The 15,300-nt window shown below is 72.2% G+C and carries 9 protein-coding genes; 3 read left to right on the plus strand and 6 right to left on the minus strand.

Annotated elements, in window-relative coordinates:
* The first annotated feature begins 74 nt into the window (after window positions 1–74).
* Together ACGFN2_RS00405 and ACGFN2_RS00410 are read left to right on the plus strand one after the other, a co-directional pair.
* Entirely contained in the window at window positions 75–1,406 is a 1,332-nt protein-coding gene (locus ACGFN2_RS00405) for a M14 family metallocarboxypeptidase (RefSeq protein ID WP_393356361.1), read from the plus strand.
* 77 nt (window positions 1,407–1,483) lie between these two features.
* Window positions 1,484–3,199 carry a BCCT family transporter gene (locus ACGFN2_RS00410; RefSeq protein WP_393356363.1) on the plus strand — a complete coding sequence of 572 codons (1,716 nt, stop codon included), beginning with the start codon at window positions 1,484–1,486 and terminating at the stop codon, window positions 3,197–3,199.
* Window positions 3,200–3,315: 116 nt separating this feature from the next.
* Here ACGFN2_RS00410 and ACGFN2_RS00415 read toward each other — a convergent pair whose 3' ends face one another.
* Window positions 3,316–4,209 (minus strand): serine hydrolase, encoded by an 894-nt coding sequence (locus tag ACGFN2_RS00415; protein ID WP_362600954.1) that lies wholly within the window; start codon window positions 4,207–4,209, stop codon window positions 3,316–3,318.
* Between the two features lie 280 nt (window positions 4,210–4,489).
* A complete protein-coding gene (locus tag ACGFN2_RS00420) occupies window positions 4,490–5,518 on the minus strand; it encodes an NAD(P)/FAD-dependent oxidoreductase (RefSeq protein WP_393356366.1) in 1,029 nt (342 codons plus the stop codon).
* Between the two features lie 213 nt (window positions 5,519–5,731).
* On the opposite strand from ACGFN2_RS00420, the gene ACGFN2_RS00425 reads away from it, so the two are divergent.
* A complete protein-coding gene (locus ACGFN2_RS00425; protein ID WP_393356368.1) occupies window positions 5,732–7,726 on the plus strand; it encodes an FUSC family protein in 1,995 nt (664 codons plus the stop codon).
* Between the two features lie 50 nt (window positions 7,727–7,776).
* On the opposite strand, the gene ACGFN2_RS00430 is transcribed toward ACGFN2_RS00425, so the two are convergent.
* From ACGFN2_RS00430 to ACGFN2_RS00445, 4 genes are all read right to left on the minus strand, one after another.
* Entirely contained in the window at window positions 7,777–8,997 is a 1,221-nt protein-coding gene (locus tag ACGFN2_RS00430) for a Cmx/CmrA family chloramphenicol efflux MFS transporter (RefSeq protein WP_393356370.1), read from the minus strand.
* Window positions 8,998–9,390: 393 nt separating this feature from the next.
* Window positions 9,391–11,286 (minus strand): AAA family ATPase, encoded by a 1,896-nt coding sequence (locus tag ACGFN2_RS00435; protein ID WP_393356372.1) that lies wholly within the window; start codon window positions 11,284–11,286, stop codon window positions 9,391–9,393.
* Window positions 11,283–12,689, minus strand: a complete 1,407-nt coding sequence (locus tag ACGFN2_RS00440; protein WP_393356374.1) for a hypothetical protein — start codon at window positions 12,687–12,689, stop codon at window positions 11,283–11,285. Before ACGFN2_RS00440 ends, ACGFN2_RS00435 begins: the two co-directional genes overlap by 4 nt.
* A gap of 138 nt (window positions 12,690–12,827) precedes the next feature.
* Complete coding sequence (locus tag ACGFN2_RS00445) at window positions 12,828–15,296, minus strand: Tex family protein (protein WP_362600939.1); 2,469 nt, start codon at window positions 15,294–15,296, stop codon at window positions 12,828–12,830.
* Between the last annotated feature and the right edge of the window lie 4 nt (window positions 15,297–15,300).

A 15,300-nucleotide genomic window follows, 5' to 3' on the forward strand; every position in this document is an offset into this window, starting at 1 on the left:
ACCGCGGGCGGCCCCACCGGTACGGACCGGCCCCACCCCAACCTCCACCGCTCACCCAAGGGAGGCTCCCCCTCGTGATCCCCCGCCGCCTCGCCGCCGGGCCGCTGGCCATCGGGCTGACGGCCACCCTCAGCGCGACCCCACCGCCCGCCCCCGCCACCGCGACCCCGGCACCCCGTACGGGATTCGAGACCAGCCACGGCGCCCGCTGGACCGGTCAGGCCGAGGAACAGGACTTCCTCAGGGCCGTCGACCGGGGCTCGGTGCGCGTACGGATCGACCGGATCGGCACCACCGGAGAGGGCCGCCCGCTCCAGCTCGTCCGGATCGGCGCCCCCGCCCCGGAACGCCCGGCGGAGGTCCGCCGCGGCAACTCCGTCCTGCTGATCTGCTCACAGCACGGGGACGAGCCCTCAGGGCGCGAGGCCTGTCTGACCACCGTCCGCGATCTCGCCTACGCCAAGGACGCCGCGACCCGGCGGTTCCTGGCCCACACCAGCGTGCTGGTCGTGCCGACCGCCAACCCCGACGGCCGGGCCGCGGACACCCGCGGTAACGCCGACGGTACGGACATCAACCGCGACCACCTCGCCCTCCGGACCGCCGAGGGCCGCGCGATGGCCACGGTCCTCCGCGACTACCGCCCCGACACCGTCTACGACCTGCACGAGTACGGGCCCACGGTGCCGTACTACATGAAGGACGTGCTGTCGCTGTGGCCGCGCAACCTCAACACCGCGGACGGGGTGCACCGCGAAGCGGCCGCGCTCTCCCAGGACTTCGTGCGGCCCGCCGTCCAGCGAGCCGGCTTCTCCACCGGGGTCTACGGCATCTGGACCGACCCGGAGACCGGCGATCCGGTCAAGCAGGTCGCGGGCGACGGCCAGGAGCGGATTCTGCGCAACACCGCGGGCGTCAAGGGCTCGGTCGGCCTGCTCGTCGAGACCCGGGTCGACGCGCTCACCGAGGCCGAGAAAGCCGACCCCGCGCTCAACAACCTGCGCCGGGTGAACTCCCAGCTGGCGGCCCTCGACGGCGCCTTCACCTTCGCCGGCCGGCACCGGTCACGGATCGAGGCGGCCACCACCGCCGCCCGGCTCGCCGGATACACCGATCGCGGCCCGGTGTATCTCGGCGGCGCGGATAACGAACCGGCCACCGAAGACCGGATACTGTCCGATCCTCCTTGCGCCTACCGTCTCGAAGAGAGACAGTTTGCGCAGGTCAGAGAAGCACTGGTGAGGCACGGAGTGGTGTGGCGCCGCGATGGTGACGGCGTCGTCGTGCCGCTGCGCCAACCGCTGCGGAAGCTCGTTCCGCTGCTGTTGGACCGGAGGGCCGGTTATCACCTTACGGTCGCGACGCCCCTCAACGTCTGCCGTCGTGTGGTAGGGGGTAACGGGTAAGAAAATATGGCCCATTGAAAGGTTGACACGTGTCGGACACAGTCAGAGAAGCTGGAGACGGGGGTGGCACGCCCGCCGTGACGGTTCTCCCCGAAGGACCGGAGCACCACGGACCCCCGCAAACCGACCGAGTGGTCTTCGGGGTCACCTCGCTGCTCACCCTCGCCTTCATCGCCTGGGGAGCGTCCTCCACCGAATCCCTCAAGAGCGCATCGACCTCGATGCTGAACTGGGTGATCGACAACGGCGGCTGGGCGTTCGTCCTCTCCGCCTCCGGATTTGTGATCTTCGCGATCTGGCTGGCCGTGAGCAAGTACGGCCGGATCACCCTCGGCAAGGAGGACGAGGGGCCCGAATTCCGCACCGTGTCATGGATCGCGATGATGTTCAGCGCGGGCATGGGCATCGGTTTGATGTTCTACGGCGTCAGTGAGCCGCTGGGGCACTTCACGACACCACCGCCGGGCACCGATCCCCAGGACGCCGCCCAGGCGATGGACACCGCGATGGCCACCACGATGTTCCACTGGACGCTGCACCCCTGGGCGATCTACGCGGTCGTCGGTCTGGCCATCGCTTACAGCTGCTTCCGGCGGGGGAGGCGGCAGACGATAAGCGCGGTGTTCACGCCACTGATCGGTACGCGGCGCGCGAACGGCTGGGGCGGCAGGGTGATCGACATCCTGGCCATCTTCGCCACCCTCTTCGGCTCCGCGGCCTCGCTGGGGCTCGGTGCGCTGCAGATCGGCAGCGGCATCAAGGTGCTCGGCTGGATGGACAGCGTCAGCACCACCCTGCTGGTCGGCGTGATCACGGTGCTGACCATCGCCTTCATCCTGTCCGCGGTCTCCGGTATCGCCAAGGGCGTCCAGATGCTGTCCAACATCAACATGGTGCTGGCGGTGATCCTGGCGGTCTTCGTGTTCGTGGTGGGGCCGACGATCCTCATCCTGAACCTGCTGCCGACCTCGCTCGGCTCGTTCATCGGCGAACTGCCGCAGCTGGCGGGCCGCACGGAGGCCGCCAGCGGTGACGACGTGGGCGGCTGGCTGCGCAGCTGGACGGTCTTCTACTGGGCGTGGTGGATCTCCTGGACGCCCTTCGTGGGCATGTTCATCGCCCGGATCAGCCGGGGCCGGACGATCCGCCAGTTCATCGGCGGCGTCATCCTCGTACCGAGCGTGGTCAGCCTGGCGTGGTTCGCGGTCTTCGGCGGCTCGGCCATGAAGCTCCAGCAGGACAAGAAGCTCAGCGGGTCGGGCACCCCCGAAGGCCAGCTCTTCGACGTGCTGCACCAGTACCCGCTCGCCACGGTCATGAGCATTCTGGTCATGGTCCTGGTCGGCATCTTCTTCGTGTCCGGTGCCGACGCGGCGTCCATCGTCATGGGCACCCTCTCGCAGAAGGGGACCTTCGAGCCGACCCGGCTCGTGGTGATCTTCTGGGGTGTGGTGACCGGCGCGGTCGCCGCGATCATGCTGTTGATCGGCGGTGGTTCGGGCGATGCCCTGACGGGGCTGCAGAATCTGACGATTCTGGTCGCGGTGCCGTTCATGGTCGTGATGATCGCGATGTGCTGGGCGCTGATGCGTGATCTGCGCAGCGACCCGCTGATCGTGCGCGGTCAGATCGGTGTGGAGGCCGTCGAGCTGGCCGTGATCGCGGGCCATGAGCAGTACGACGGTGACTTCGAGATCCAGATCGGACCCGGCGGCAACGGCAACGGCAGCGAGGACGGTGACGGCGACGGCACCGGCGAGGACAGCGGCGCGGGAGTCAAGAGCGGCGGTTAGGCCGGCTCGCGGCGCGGTGTCGCGCGGACCCGGTGAGGTGCCGGCGACGCGATGACGAAGGGGCCTGCCCGTGGCTTTCCGGCCGCGAGCAGGCCCCCTGTCCGTCCCGGACCGGGTTACTTCTTGAAGCTGTAGTCCATCAGCTTCTTCGCGTCAGAGGTGCGGTTCTCCACCGAAGAGGAGGCGAGAACCGTGCCGATGACCGTCTTGCCGCCCCGGGTGGCGGCGAAGACCAGGCAGTACTTGGCCTCCGGGCCGGAGCCCGTCTTGACGCCGAGGGTGCCCGAGTAGCTGCCGAGCAGCGCGTTGGTGTTGGTCCACGACATGTAGCGGTAGCCGCCACTCTTCGTCGTGACCTTCTGCTTCGTCGACTTCGTCTTCACGACCGTACGGAACGTGGAGTACTTCATCGCGTTCGAGGCGAGCTTGGTCAGGTCGCGCGGAGTCGAGTAGTTCGCGCCCTTTCCGATGCCGTCGAACGAGTCGAAGTGCGTGTTCTTCAGGCCGAGCGACTTGGCCGTGGAGTTCATCTTGCCGATGAACGACTGGACCCGCGCGGCCCGGGTGGAACCGCTGCCGAACTTGTCGGCCAGCGCGTACGCCGCGTCGCAGCCGGACGGGAGCATCAGCCCGTACAGCAGCTGGCGGACGGTGACCTTGTCGCCGACGATCAGTCGGGCCGAGGAGGCCCAGTCGTTGTCGACGATGTAGTCGCTGTACGCCTTCTGGACCGTCACCTTGGAATCAAGGTCGAGGTTCGGCTGGGCCAGCACCACCCGGGCCGTCATGATCTTGGTCGTGGACCCGGTGGAGCGACGGGTGTCCGCGGCCTTGGTGAAGAGGGACTTGCCCGTGCCGTTGTTCATCACGAAGCCGCCCTTGGCGGCGATCGTGGGGGTCTTGAGCGTGGCGGCCTGCGCCGGAGCGGTGAACACCCCGGCCGTCAGGACGGCTCCCGCGGCAACAGCCACCGCGGATACGCGACGAATGCCCTTAATGCCGTTTTTCAAAATGGATACTCCAAATATCCCTGCAGTGCGGCCATATAGGAATGGCGCTTGCTCATGAGACGCATGAGACGGGCGAATGGATGCGCACTCCGGAGGAAAAAATTCCGCCTGTTCGCCCGCCGTGGCGACGGGCGGCGGGTATTTCCGGCTCGGCATCGGCGCATTTCCCCCGGTGGACGCAAGAGAGGACCACCGGGGGAACGGCCGGGAGCGGACGGAGATACGGACCGGCGGCCACATCCGCGGCCACGGAGGCCACACCGCGCGCACCGGAGCCCGGTCAGCGGCCCTCCTGGACCTCCCGCACCATGCGCAGCACCTCGTCCGCGCACCCCCACGACACGGTCACCCCCGCACCGCCGTGCCCGTAGTTGTGGAGGCACGGCACACCGCCCGGCAGCCGCTCCGCCGCCAGCCGCACCGCCGGGCGGGCCGGGCGCAGCCCCACCTTGTGCGCCAGGACGCGGACCCGGGCCAGCTCAGGGAAGCACCGGGCGGCACGCGCCACGATGGCCTCCGCCACCGCCGGATCGGGCTCCCGGGACCAGGCGTTCTCCCGCGCGGTGCCGCCGACCACCAGGCCGTACGGCTGCGGCAGCAGATAGCTGGTGTCCGTCGCGCCCGTGCCGGCGGCCACGTACCACTCCTCGATGCCGGGGTTCTCCACGATCACCAACTGCCCCTGGACCGGATGGACGTCCAGGTCGGGGACGAGCGTGCGCGCGCCCAGGCCCGAGCAGTTCACGACCATGTCCGCGCCCGCCCCGGCCTCCTCCAGCGAGCCGACCTCGCGCCGCTCCACGGTCCCGCCCGCCGCCGTCAACCGCCGCGCCAGATAGCGGAGATGGGCGGGCATGTCCACCAGGGGAACCCGGGCCCGCCACCCCGAGGCGCAGCCCCCGGGGAGTTCCCCGGCCCGCGCCCGCCGCAGTCCGGGCACCGCGTCGTACCAGGCGGCCAGGCCGTCCTCGGCGCCGTCGCGCGCGTCCTCCGGGGCGCCCGCTCCGTCGTCCGTCGTGTTGTCCGTCATCGTGCCCGTCACCATCCGGGCGCCGGTCTCCTCCGGCCGGTGGGCGAGCGCCGTGAGCACCCGGAGGGAGCGCACCGACCATGCCACCGCCCGCTCGTACGGCTGGATGCGGTACGGCCAGCACAGCCCGCCCGCCACCGCCGAGGTCGTCGCGCCGGCCGCCTCCCGGCTCAGCACCCGCACCCGGTGCCCGTCCTCGGCCAGCGCGATCGCCGAGGTCAGGCCGATCACCCCACCGCCGACCACCCGTATGTCCAGGCCATCCGTGTTGCGCGTCATGTCGGGACGCTAACCGGTGGGGCGGGCGCGGAAAAGCCCCGGGGCGCGTCCGGTGGACAGCCGCCGCGACCGCCCGCCATCCGTTCGTGATCTTGCGGTAACCCCGGGGCCGTGGTGCGGCCTCCTGCGGCCCTTAGGCTGGAATCAGCACCGTCGGCCGATGTCGCCCCTCGGATCTTGCCGTTGTCCGTAAGCCGTCGTCTGAGGAGGCTCATGCTCCGCGCGCCGCGCGCCGTGCCCGCCTGGCTGGCCCATCCCTTCCGCTGGCAACGGCTGCCCGTCCCCTGGGCGGCCGTTGCCCGCGGTGCGTTGTGCGCCGGACCGCTGCTGGGCGCGGGCCTGGCGACCGGCCACCCGGCGCCCGGCGTCCTGGCCGGACTCGGCTCGATGCTGGCCGGGGTCAACGACCGCCCCGGCACCCGGCGCACCGGCATCGTCCACATCGGCCTGCCCGCCCTCGCCTCGGCGTTCGGCATGCTCATCGGCGCCTCGCTGCGGGCGGCCGACGCGGGCTGGTGGCTGGTTCCCGCGCTGTTCGCCGTCGCGTTCGTCTCCGGCGCGGGCAGTGTGGCCGGGCCGGTGCGCTCCAACGCCGGGATGCAGATGCTGGCCGCCACCATCCTGGGCGCCGGGATGCCGCTGCCCGGCGCGCCCTGGGCGAAGGCCCTCTACGTCCTCGCCGGCTGCCTGTGGCTGCTTCTGCTGCGGCTGGTGCTGCGCTCGCCCCGGCCGGCGGGCGGGGCGCTCAGCGGCGAGCGGGCCGCGGTCGCCACGGTCTTCGACGCGCTCGCCGACGCCCTGGCCGCGGTCGGTGGACCCGGTGCCGAGGCCGCCCGGCGCCGGCTCACCGCCGCCCTGGACCGCGCCGACGAGGCCCTCCGGCTGCGCCGCCTCACCAGCCGGCTGCTGCGCCGGTCCGCCCGTACGGAAGAGCTGCTGCTCACCGAGCGGTTCGCCGCGGCCACCGCGCTGTGCGAGGCCAGCGTGGCACTGCTGTGGGAGGCCCGCCCGGTGCCGTCCCGGGTGGCGGAGAGCCCCCGCAGGTTCGCCGACGCGCTGCGCACCGGGCGCCCGCCGGGCCGGCTGTCGGCCCCGGAGACCAGCACGCCCGCGCGCGGCGCCTTCGACCAGGCCCTGCTCGACGCCGCGGTCGCCTTCGCCCGGCGCGAGCCGGAGACGGAGCCGGTACCGTCCACGGACCATCCCGGCTGGGTGCCCCGGCCGGTGGCCGTGATCCGGCGGGCGCTGGCAGCCGTCGGCGGGCGGACCCGGCGCGGCCGCGGGCTGTTCGGGCCGGCCGGGCGGGACTACGGCCTGCGGGTCGCCGTGTGCATCGCCGCGAGCGCCGCCGTGGCCCTGCTGCTCCGCGCCGACCACTGGTACTGGCTCCCGGCGACCGTCACCTTCCTCGTCAAGCCGGACCTGGGCCCGCTCTTCTCCCGTACGGTCAACCGCTTCGCCGGGACCGTCGCGGGCGTGCTGGTCTTCGCCGGGGCGGGGCTGCTGCTGACCGGTTCCTGGTGGCCGGCGCTGATGGCGGGCGCGGGCGGGGCGCTGCTGCCGTTCGCCACCCGCCACTTCGCCCTGCAGACCGTCGCGATCACCCTCATGGTGCTGTCGTTCGTGCATGTCAGCGGCGACCCGCAGGCCGCCGGCGAACGGATCGTGGACACCTCGATCGCCTGCGGCATCGTCCTCGTCGTCGGACATCTGCCACGGCTCGCCGACCCGCGCCGCCGGGTCGGGCACCGCGTCACCGCGGCGCTGCGCAGCACCGAGCAGTTCCTGCGGCACGTCCTGGAGGCGGAACCGGGCGCGGACCCCACCCGGCGGCTGGCGCTGCGCCGCGCCGCCTACCGGGCGCTGGGGGAGGCCAGGGCGGCGGCGGAGACCGCCGCGGCCGAACTCCTCGCCGCCCGCGACCGCAACCCCGACTGGCTCACCGTGATCACCGCCGCCGAACGCATCGTCGACGCCGCGACCGCCTGTGCGGTACGCCTCGACCACGGCGCGCACCGGCCGGCCAGGGCCGAGGCCGAGGGGCTGTGCCAGGCGCTGTCGGCGATGGCCGACGCCCTGGAGGACCCGAGCCGCCCACCCGGTCACGGGCTGTCCGGCCCTGACCTCCCGCCGGTCCCGGACTGCGCCACGCTCACGGATGTGGCTGTGGAGCTGGAGCGGATTCGGGGGTACGCGGGGACGGGGTGAGCCGGTCCGCTGCCGCGCCCGGGCCTCTCCGGCCACCCCGGTCGGCATGATCACCGCGTGGGGACCGCCTCCCCGCTGTCGTGTCCGCCTGCGGGGAGGTGGGTCCCCGCCGCTCCGCCCCGGCGGGACGTCACATGAGCCAGCCCGCCGAGGATCAGGGCGAGCGCCGTCAGCAGGGCGCTCGTCCACAGCGGCGAGCGGTGGCCGAGCCCCGCGGTGAGCGCCGCGCCGCCGCACCAGGGGCCGAGCGCCGCGCCCACGTTGAGTGCCGCCGTGGCGAACCCGCCGCCCAGGACCGGTGCCCCGCTCGCCGCGTAGAGGATCTGCGAGACGAGGGTGGCGCCGACGGCGAACGACAGTGCCCCCTGGACGAAGAGGAGCACCGGCACGGCCACGGGACTCCCGGCGGCGAGCGCACTCACGGTCCAGCAGGCGAGCAGGGTCGGGCCGCCGACCGCCAGGAGCCGGACCGGCCGGGCATCGGCCAGGCGGCCGGCCACGCTCACCCCGGCGAACGCACCCAGGCCGAAGAGCGCCAGCAGAGCGGGCACCCACCCGGCGCCGAATCCGGCGACCTCGGTGGCCAGCGGGGCGAGGTAGGTGAGGGCGCAGAACGTCGCGCCGTTCACCAGGGCGCCGAGGAGCAGGAACAGCACCAGCCGGGGGCTGCGCAGGGTGCGCAGCTCCGCGCGCGCCCGGGGACGGCCGGCGGCGGACCGCGGGACGGGGTCGGCCGGGACCGACCACAGGACCGCGAGGACGGCGGGCACGGACAGCAGCGCCACCGCCCAGAACGCCGAGCGCCAGCCCCAGAGCTCACCGAGCAGCGCACCGGCGGGCACCCCGGCCACACACGCCATGGTGGTGCCCGCGAGCAGCACGGAGGTGGCGCGTCCCTTGGCTCCGGGGGCGGCCATCGAGGCCGCGGTCGCCAGCGCCACCGCCAGGAACCCGGCGTTGGCCAGCGCCGCGACGAACCGGGTGGCCAGCAGGACCCCGTAGCTGGGGGTGAGGGCGCCGAGGATATGGACGAACAGGAAGGTGACCAGGAAGGCCAGCAGCGTTCGGCGCCGGGACCACCGCAGGCCCAGCAGAGCCAGTAGTGGTGCGCCGATCACCATTCCCACGGCGAATGCCGAGGTCAGCGCTCCCGCGGCGGACAGCGAGATCCGCAGCTCACGGGCGATGTCCGGAAGGAGGCCGGACAGCATGAACTCCGAGGTGCCCTGGGCGAAGACCGCAAGGCCGAGCAGATAGAGGACGAGGGGCACAGCAACACTCCGCAACCACAGGGGATCGGCAGGGCGCGACGGCGGGCGCAGCGGTACCCGTGACGGGGTGCGGGGAGCGACCGTCCGGCCGGGCACGCGGGGCCACCGCGCGAAAGAACCTGGCGCGTCAGGGAAATGACGCGGCGTCAGGTGAGAGAAGAGCCCGTACTACGGCGATCCGGTGGCAGGGAGAAGTGCCGGGCGGTGCGCGTGGGTGAGAAGGACACGGCGCGACCGCGAGCCGGCGCGAGGAGCCACCGGAGGGCCGGTGGCTAGCGTCTTGATGCCTCGGGGCTGGACATGCGGGCAGGTTAACCGAGCCCGCCGGCCCCGTCCACGCAATTCGGTGCCGGCGGCCGGCGGTCCGCACCGCCGGCTGCCGCGCCCGCCGTCTCAGCGGCGGGGTATCAGCGCGAAGACCTCGATCCAGAAGCGCTGGGCCTCGTTCGACGCCCCTACCAGATAGGTGGAACGCAGCTTCGGCGGAAGCAGTGCCACCAGCCGCGCCACCACCTCCTGATGCTGCTTCAGTTGCGACAACTCCGCGTTGGCCAGCACCTGGTGGACCAGATCGCTGTCGTTCGAGCCCTCGCTCGACGCCTGCGCCGCCGCCCGCAGCCGGGCCTCCCAGGCGTCGGCCTCCTGGGCCAGCTCCCGGAGGCCGGTGACCGGACGGTTGCTGAGCCGGTCGAGGAGGGCGGTCAGCGATACCGGCGCGTACTCGCCGTCACCGAGATAGACCGTGCCCATCTCCAGCGGCAGCCCGCGCTGGTGGAGTTTGATCAGCCGCTCGATGGTGCGCTTGGTGATCCAGGCCCGGCCGTCCTCGTCGATGTCGTGCTTCCACCACTCCAGGACCGTCTCGGCGACGGCACCGTACTTCGCGATCAGCCACTCGTTCGCCGGGATGTCCCGTGGTTCGAGGGCCAGCGAGGCGGTGAAGCGGGTCGCCTGCGCGATGTTGTTCCGGGCGACCAGGAGCTTGCGGCCGAGGTGGTACGGGGGATTCTGCACCGCGACCTGCGCCCGCAGATTCTCGATCGGGCGCCCGGCCAGGGACCACTCCTGAGTGATCTCCATCAGCTTGGCGAACGCCGCCTTGTCCTTGGGGCGGTTGTACTCGTCCCAGACGATCGCCTTCGGCTTAGGGCCCGTGAACGGCGCGGCCAGCAGGTTGTCCAGCGACCCGTCGGCGGTGGGGATCGGTGCGCAGAGGTCTTCGACGTTGGTCACCGGCATCGAGAAGTACAGCGGCTCGCGCCCGTCGAGCCCCTCGCGGACGGTCTCGCGGACCAGCTCCGTCTTGCCGCACCCGGGCGGCCCCTGGAGCAGCACCGACCAGCGGTTACGCAGCGCCGCGCGCACCACGGCCCGTACCGGATCGGGGATCGTGGCGGGGTTGGCGGCGCCCACCGCCGCGGCGATGCGGTCCAGCACCTCGGTCGTACGGTCCCGGCCCGGCCGGCCGTCGCCCTTCGGCTCGGCCAGCCGCAGCCGCTCGCCGTTGACCAGCGGCAGCCCCCAGCGCAGCGGGAAGCCCTCCCGGGCGTTGGCCAGGATGTGGTCGAGGGTGCGCGGGGCGAGCAGCTCCCGCAGGGCCGGGGGGAGGGCGGCCCAGAGCGTGAAGACCTCGCGCAGGTTCCAGTCGCGGTACTTTGCCGCGAGCTGCTGCCGCCAGGACGTGTCGTTGGCGGTGATCCGGATCGTCACCATGCGGTCCAGGACGGCCAGGTCGCTGCGCCGGGCCGCCGTCTCCGCGAGCGACTCGTTGTCCGTCAGGAAGACGCCGATGCAGCCCAGCTCCCGCAGGTCGTACTCGCCCAGGGTCCAGTTGCAGGCGATCTGCATCAGCTGCGACTGGATCGTGGCACCCGCCTGCAGCGAGTCGTCGATCAGCAGCACGAACGGCTTCCCCGGCCGCAGCTGGCTCATCACCAGCTGCCGCAGGACGAGTTCGCCGGTGGCGGCGTCGCGCACCGGCGCGTTGGCGAGCAGGTCGTCCGGGGTGAGATTCGCGGCCGGCACGAAGACCAGCTCGGCATCCGGGTACGCCCGGGGCAGATGGGAGAAGAAGGTGGCCGTCTTGCCGATGCCGTGCTCGCCGAAGATCTGGCCCGTCTGGCCCATGTCGATCATCGCGTCGATGAACGACTCCAGCCGGGAGACACCCGTCCAGCCCTCCGGGGGCTCGGGGTAGGTGGCGCTGGGCCGCCACCCCGCGGGGCGGGGCGGGGTCTGCGCGGTCGCCGCGGCCGCCAGGGGTGTCGCGGTCGGCGTGGTCGTGCTCATCGGTCTCCTGTCGTCACACGGTGGCAGGCCATCGGCGGGGTGTGGTGGTCGGGCCAGTCGTTGCCGCCCGCCGTGATCAGCCAGATCCATTTGTCCGGCTCGGCGGGGGTGATGTGCGGGGCGTAGCCGTCGGTGAGCATCACCACGGCGTCCGGTATCTCCTCGAAGGCGCGGCCATCGACCGTCGTGCGGCCCTCGACGTAGTCGGCCACCGCCTGGAAACTCGTGCCCCCGCCGCCGTACACCCTCTCGCCGGGGCGGAACGGCATCACCACCCCGTCGAACGACAGCCAGTGGGCGGTCACCCCGTCGATCGAGCCCACCAGCTCCGTCAGCCAGGTGACCACGGAGTCGGGCATCGACCCCGAGGTGTCATAGGCGATCACGAGGTTCTTCTCCCGCACCGGGCCGCGCCGCGACAGCAACGGATCGTGGCCCAGCGCCGCCAGCAGGGCGCCGCGCTTCTTCGGATAGACCAGCCGCTCGCCCTCCCGCAGCGTGGAGGCGAGGACGTCGACCAGCCAGCGCTGCCACCAGTCGACCTTCCCCGTCCGCGGGGTCTCGCCGCGCAGCGCCCCCACGCCCAGCCGCCCCCACACCCGGCTCGCGTGCTCCGAGGTGCCGTCCGTACGGTCCATCAGGTCGAGCAACTCCCGCTCCGCGCCCGGGTGTCCGCGCCGGGCCGCGAGCAGGGTGTTGACCAGCGCGGAGGACACCGTCTCGTCGAGGGCCGGCTGATCGCCTTCCACCGTCTCCGGGTCCGTGAGATGCACACAGGACACCTCGGGGACGGGAGGCTCCCGCATGCGCTTGAGCTCGGAGAACACGGTCATGTCGGTCTCGACGAAGGCGTCGTATCCGAGCGGTTCGAGGCCCTGGTCCGTCAGATCGGCGGTGTAGTCCCGGTGGACCTCGCGCGGGTCGACCCCCGTGGGCCGGCCGTCGAGCTGTGGCAGCTCCTTGCGGCCGAGCCGGACCAGAGCGACATGGTTGATGGCGACCTCGGCGGCGAGGGTGAAGACCGGGTCGGCGCGCAGCTCGGGATCGGCGAACAGATGCCGGTGCACCAGATGCCGGGCCTCGTGGAAGAGGACGAACTTCACGCCCTCCAGGCCCAGCCGGACGAAGAAGCCGGGGTTGTAGAGCAGCGGACAGCTGCCGTCCCCGGAGGCCACCACGGCCGCGGTCGGCACGGCCGTCGTCGGGATCTGGTGGTGGCACTTGGCGTAGATCCAGGACGCCACCACGGATTCCGTCAGCCCGAAGTCCAGCAGCGCGGCCTCTTTCAGGCGCCGCGCCTCGGCCACCACCTCCGGTGCCGCCGGCTCCCGGCGCTCCAGCGCCCGCCGGCCGGCCGGATCGAACACCGGCCCCAGCTCAGCCGCCCTCGTGTCGTACGCCATGTCCCGCCCCCGTTCTCAGCTGCCCCCTTTCGTATCAGGAGGCACTGACAACGGATCATGGCGGGAGGCGGAACGAGGCGGGGGAGGCCCGGTGTCCGGCGGCGGGAACCGGCCCGCCGCCGGACACCGGCAGCCGCCTCAGCGGTCGTTGCCCAGGAGCCCGGCCCGCCGCAGGGCGTCCGCCATCGCGTCGTTGGCCGGTCCGGCGGAGCGGCCGCCCCGGCGGTCACCGCCGCGCGGTCCGCCGTCGCCCTGCCGCTGCCGCGGCGCGCCGCCCCGGCCGCCCTCGCGCGCTCCGCCGCCGTTGCCGCCCCGGCCGCCCTCACGCGAGCCGCCGCCATTGCCGCCCCGGCGCTCGCCGCCACCGCGCCGCTCGCTGCCGCCCGCCGCGGCGCCCTTGCCGTGCTCGTCGTCCAGACGCAGCGTCAGCGAGATCCGCTTGCGGGGAATGTCGACATCGAGCACCTTGACCCGCACGATGTCGCCGGGCTTGACCACGTCCCGCGGGTCCTTCACGAAGGTCTTCGACATCGCGGAGACATGCACCAGACCGTCCTGGTGGACGCCGACGTCCACGAACGCCCCGAAGGCGGCGACATTGGTCACCACCCCCTCCAGGAGCATCCCCGGCTGGAGGTCGCCGATCTTCTCCACGCCCTCCTTGAAGGTCGCCGTCTTGAAGACCGGACGCGGGTCGCGGCCCGGCTTCTCCAGCTCCTGGAGGATGTCGCTCACCGTCGGCAGACCGAAGGAGTCGTCGACGAAGTCCGCGGCCTTCAGGGTGCGCAGCACCGAGGTGTTGCCGATCAGCGAACCGACCTCGGAACCGGCCGACTTCACCATCCGGCGCACCACCGGGTACGCCTCGGGGTGCACGCTGGAGGCGTCCAGCGGATCGTCGCCGCCCCGGATGCGCAGGAAGCCCGCACACTGCTCGTACGCCTTCGGGCCGAGCCGCGCCACGTCCTTGAGGGCTTTGCGGGAGCGGAACGGGCCGTTGCCGTCCCGGTGCGCCACGATGTTCTCGGCGAGACCGGAGCCGATGCCCGAGACCCGCGAAAGCAGCGGCGCTGACGCGGTGTTGACGTCCACCCCGACACCGTTCACACAGTCCTCGACCACCGCGTCCAGGGAGCGCGACAGCTTCACCTCGGAGAGGTCGTGCTGATACTGGCCGACGCCGATCGACTTCGGGTCGATCTTGACCAGCTCGGCCAGCGGGTCCTGGAGACGGCGGGCGATGGACACCGCGCCGCGCAGCGACACATCCAGGTCCGGCAGCTCCTGCGAGGCGAACGCGGAGGCGGAGTACACCGAGGCACCGGCCTCGGACACCATCACCTTCGTCAGCTTCAGCTCCGGCTGGGCGGCGATGAGATCGGCCGCCAGCTTGTCGGTCTCGCGGGAGGCGGTGCCGTTGCCGATCGCGATCAGCTCGACGTCGTGCGCGCGGGCCAGCTTCGCCAGCGTGGCCAGGGAGGCGTCCCACTTCTGCTGCGGCACATGGGGGTAGATGGTCTCCGTGGCGGCCACCTTGCCGGTCGCGTCCACCACGGCGACCTTCACGCCCGTACGGAAACCGGGGTCCAGGCCCATCGTGGCGCGCGTACCGGCGGGCGCCGCCAGCAGCAGATCGCGCAGGTTCGAGGCGAAGACCCGCACCGCCTCGTCCTCGGCGGCCTGCCGCAGCCGCAGCCGCAGATCGATGCCGAGGTGTACCAGGACCCGGGTGCGCCAGGACCAACGGACGGTGTCCCGCAGCCACTTGTCGCCCGGCCGGCCCCGGTCGGCGATGCCGAAGCGGTGCGCGATGGACTGCTCGTAGGAGCTGGGCCCCTCGGTGGCCGACGACGGGTCCTCCGGCTCCAGGGTGAGGTCGAGGATCTCCTCCTTCTCACCACGGAGCATCGCCAGCACCCGGTGCGAGGGAAGCTCGGTGAACGGCTCGGCGAAGTCGAAGTAGTCGGCGAACTTCGCGCCGGCCTCCTCCTTGCCCTCGCGCACCTTCGCCGCGACCCGCCCGCGCGACCACATCCGCTCGCGCAGCTCACCGATCAGGTCGGCGTCCTCGCCGAACCGCTCGGTCAGGATGGCCCGCGCGCCCTCCAGGGCGGCGGCCGGATCGGCGACCCCCTTGGCGTCGTCCACGAACGCCGCGGCCGCCGCTGCCGGTTCCACCGACGGGTCGCTCAGCAGCCCGTCGGCGAGCGGCTCCAGGCCCGCCTCCCGCGCGATCTGCGCCTTGGTGCGCCGCTTGGGCTTGAACGGGAGGTAGATGTCCTCCAGCCGCGCCTTGGACTCGGCGCCGCGGATCTGCGCCTCCAGGGCGTCGTCCAGCTTGCCCTGGGACCGTACGGACTCCAGGATCGCCGTCCGCCGCTCCTCCAGCTCCCGCAGATAGCGCAGCCGTTCCTCCAGGGAGCGCAGCTGTGCGTCGTCGAGCGTCTCGGTGGCTTCCTTGCGGTAGCGCGCGATGAACGGGACGGTCGAGCCGCCGTCGAGCAGTTCGACCGCGGCCTTCACCTGCCGCTCCTTGACGCCGAGCTCCCCGGCGATCCTCGCTTCGATGGACCCGAGGGCCCCGATGGGCTCAGTGGATGCCGTCACGTTG

The organism is Streptomyces sp. NPDC048612, assembly GCF_043199295.1.
Taxonomy (GTDB): Bacteria; Actinomycetota; Actinomycetes; order Streptomycetales; family Streptomycetaceae; genus Streptomyces.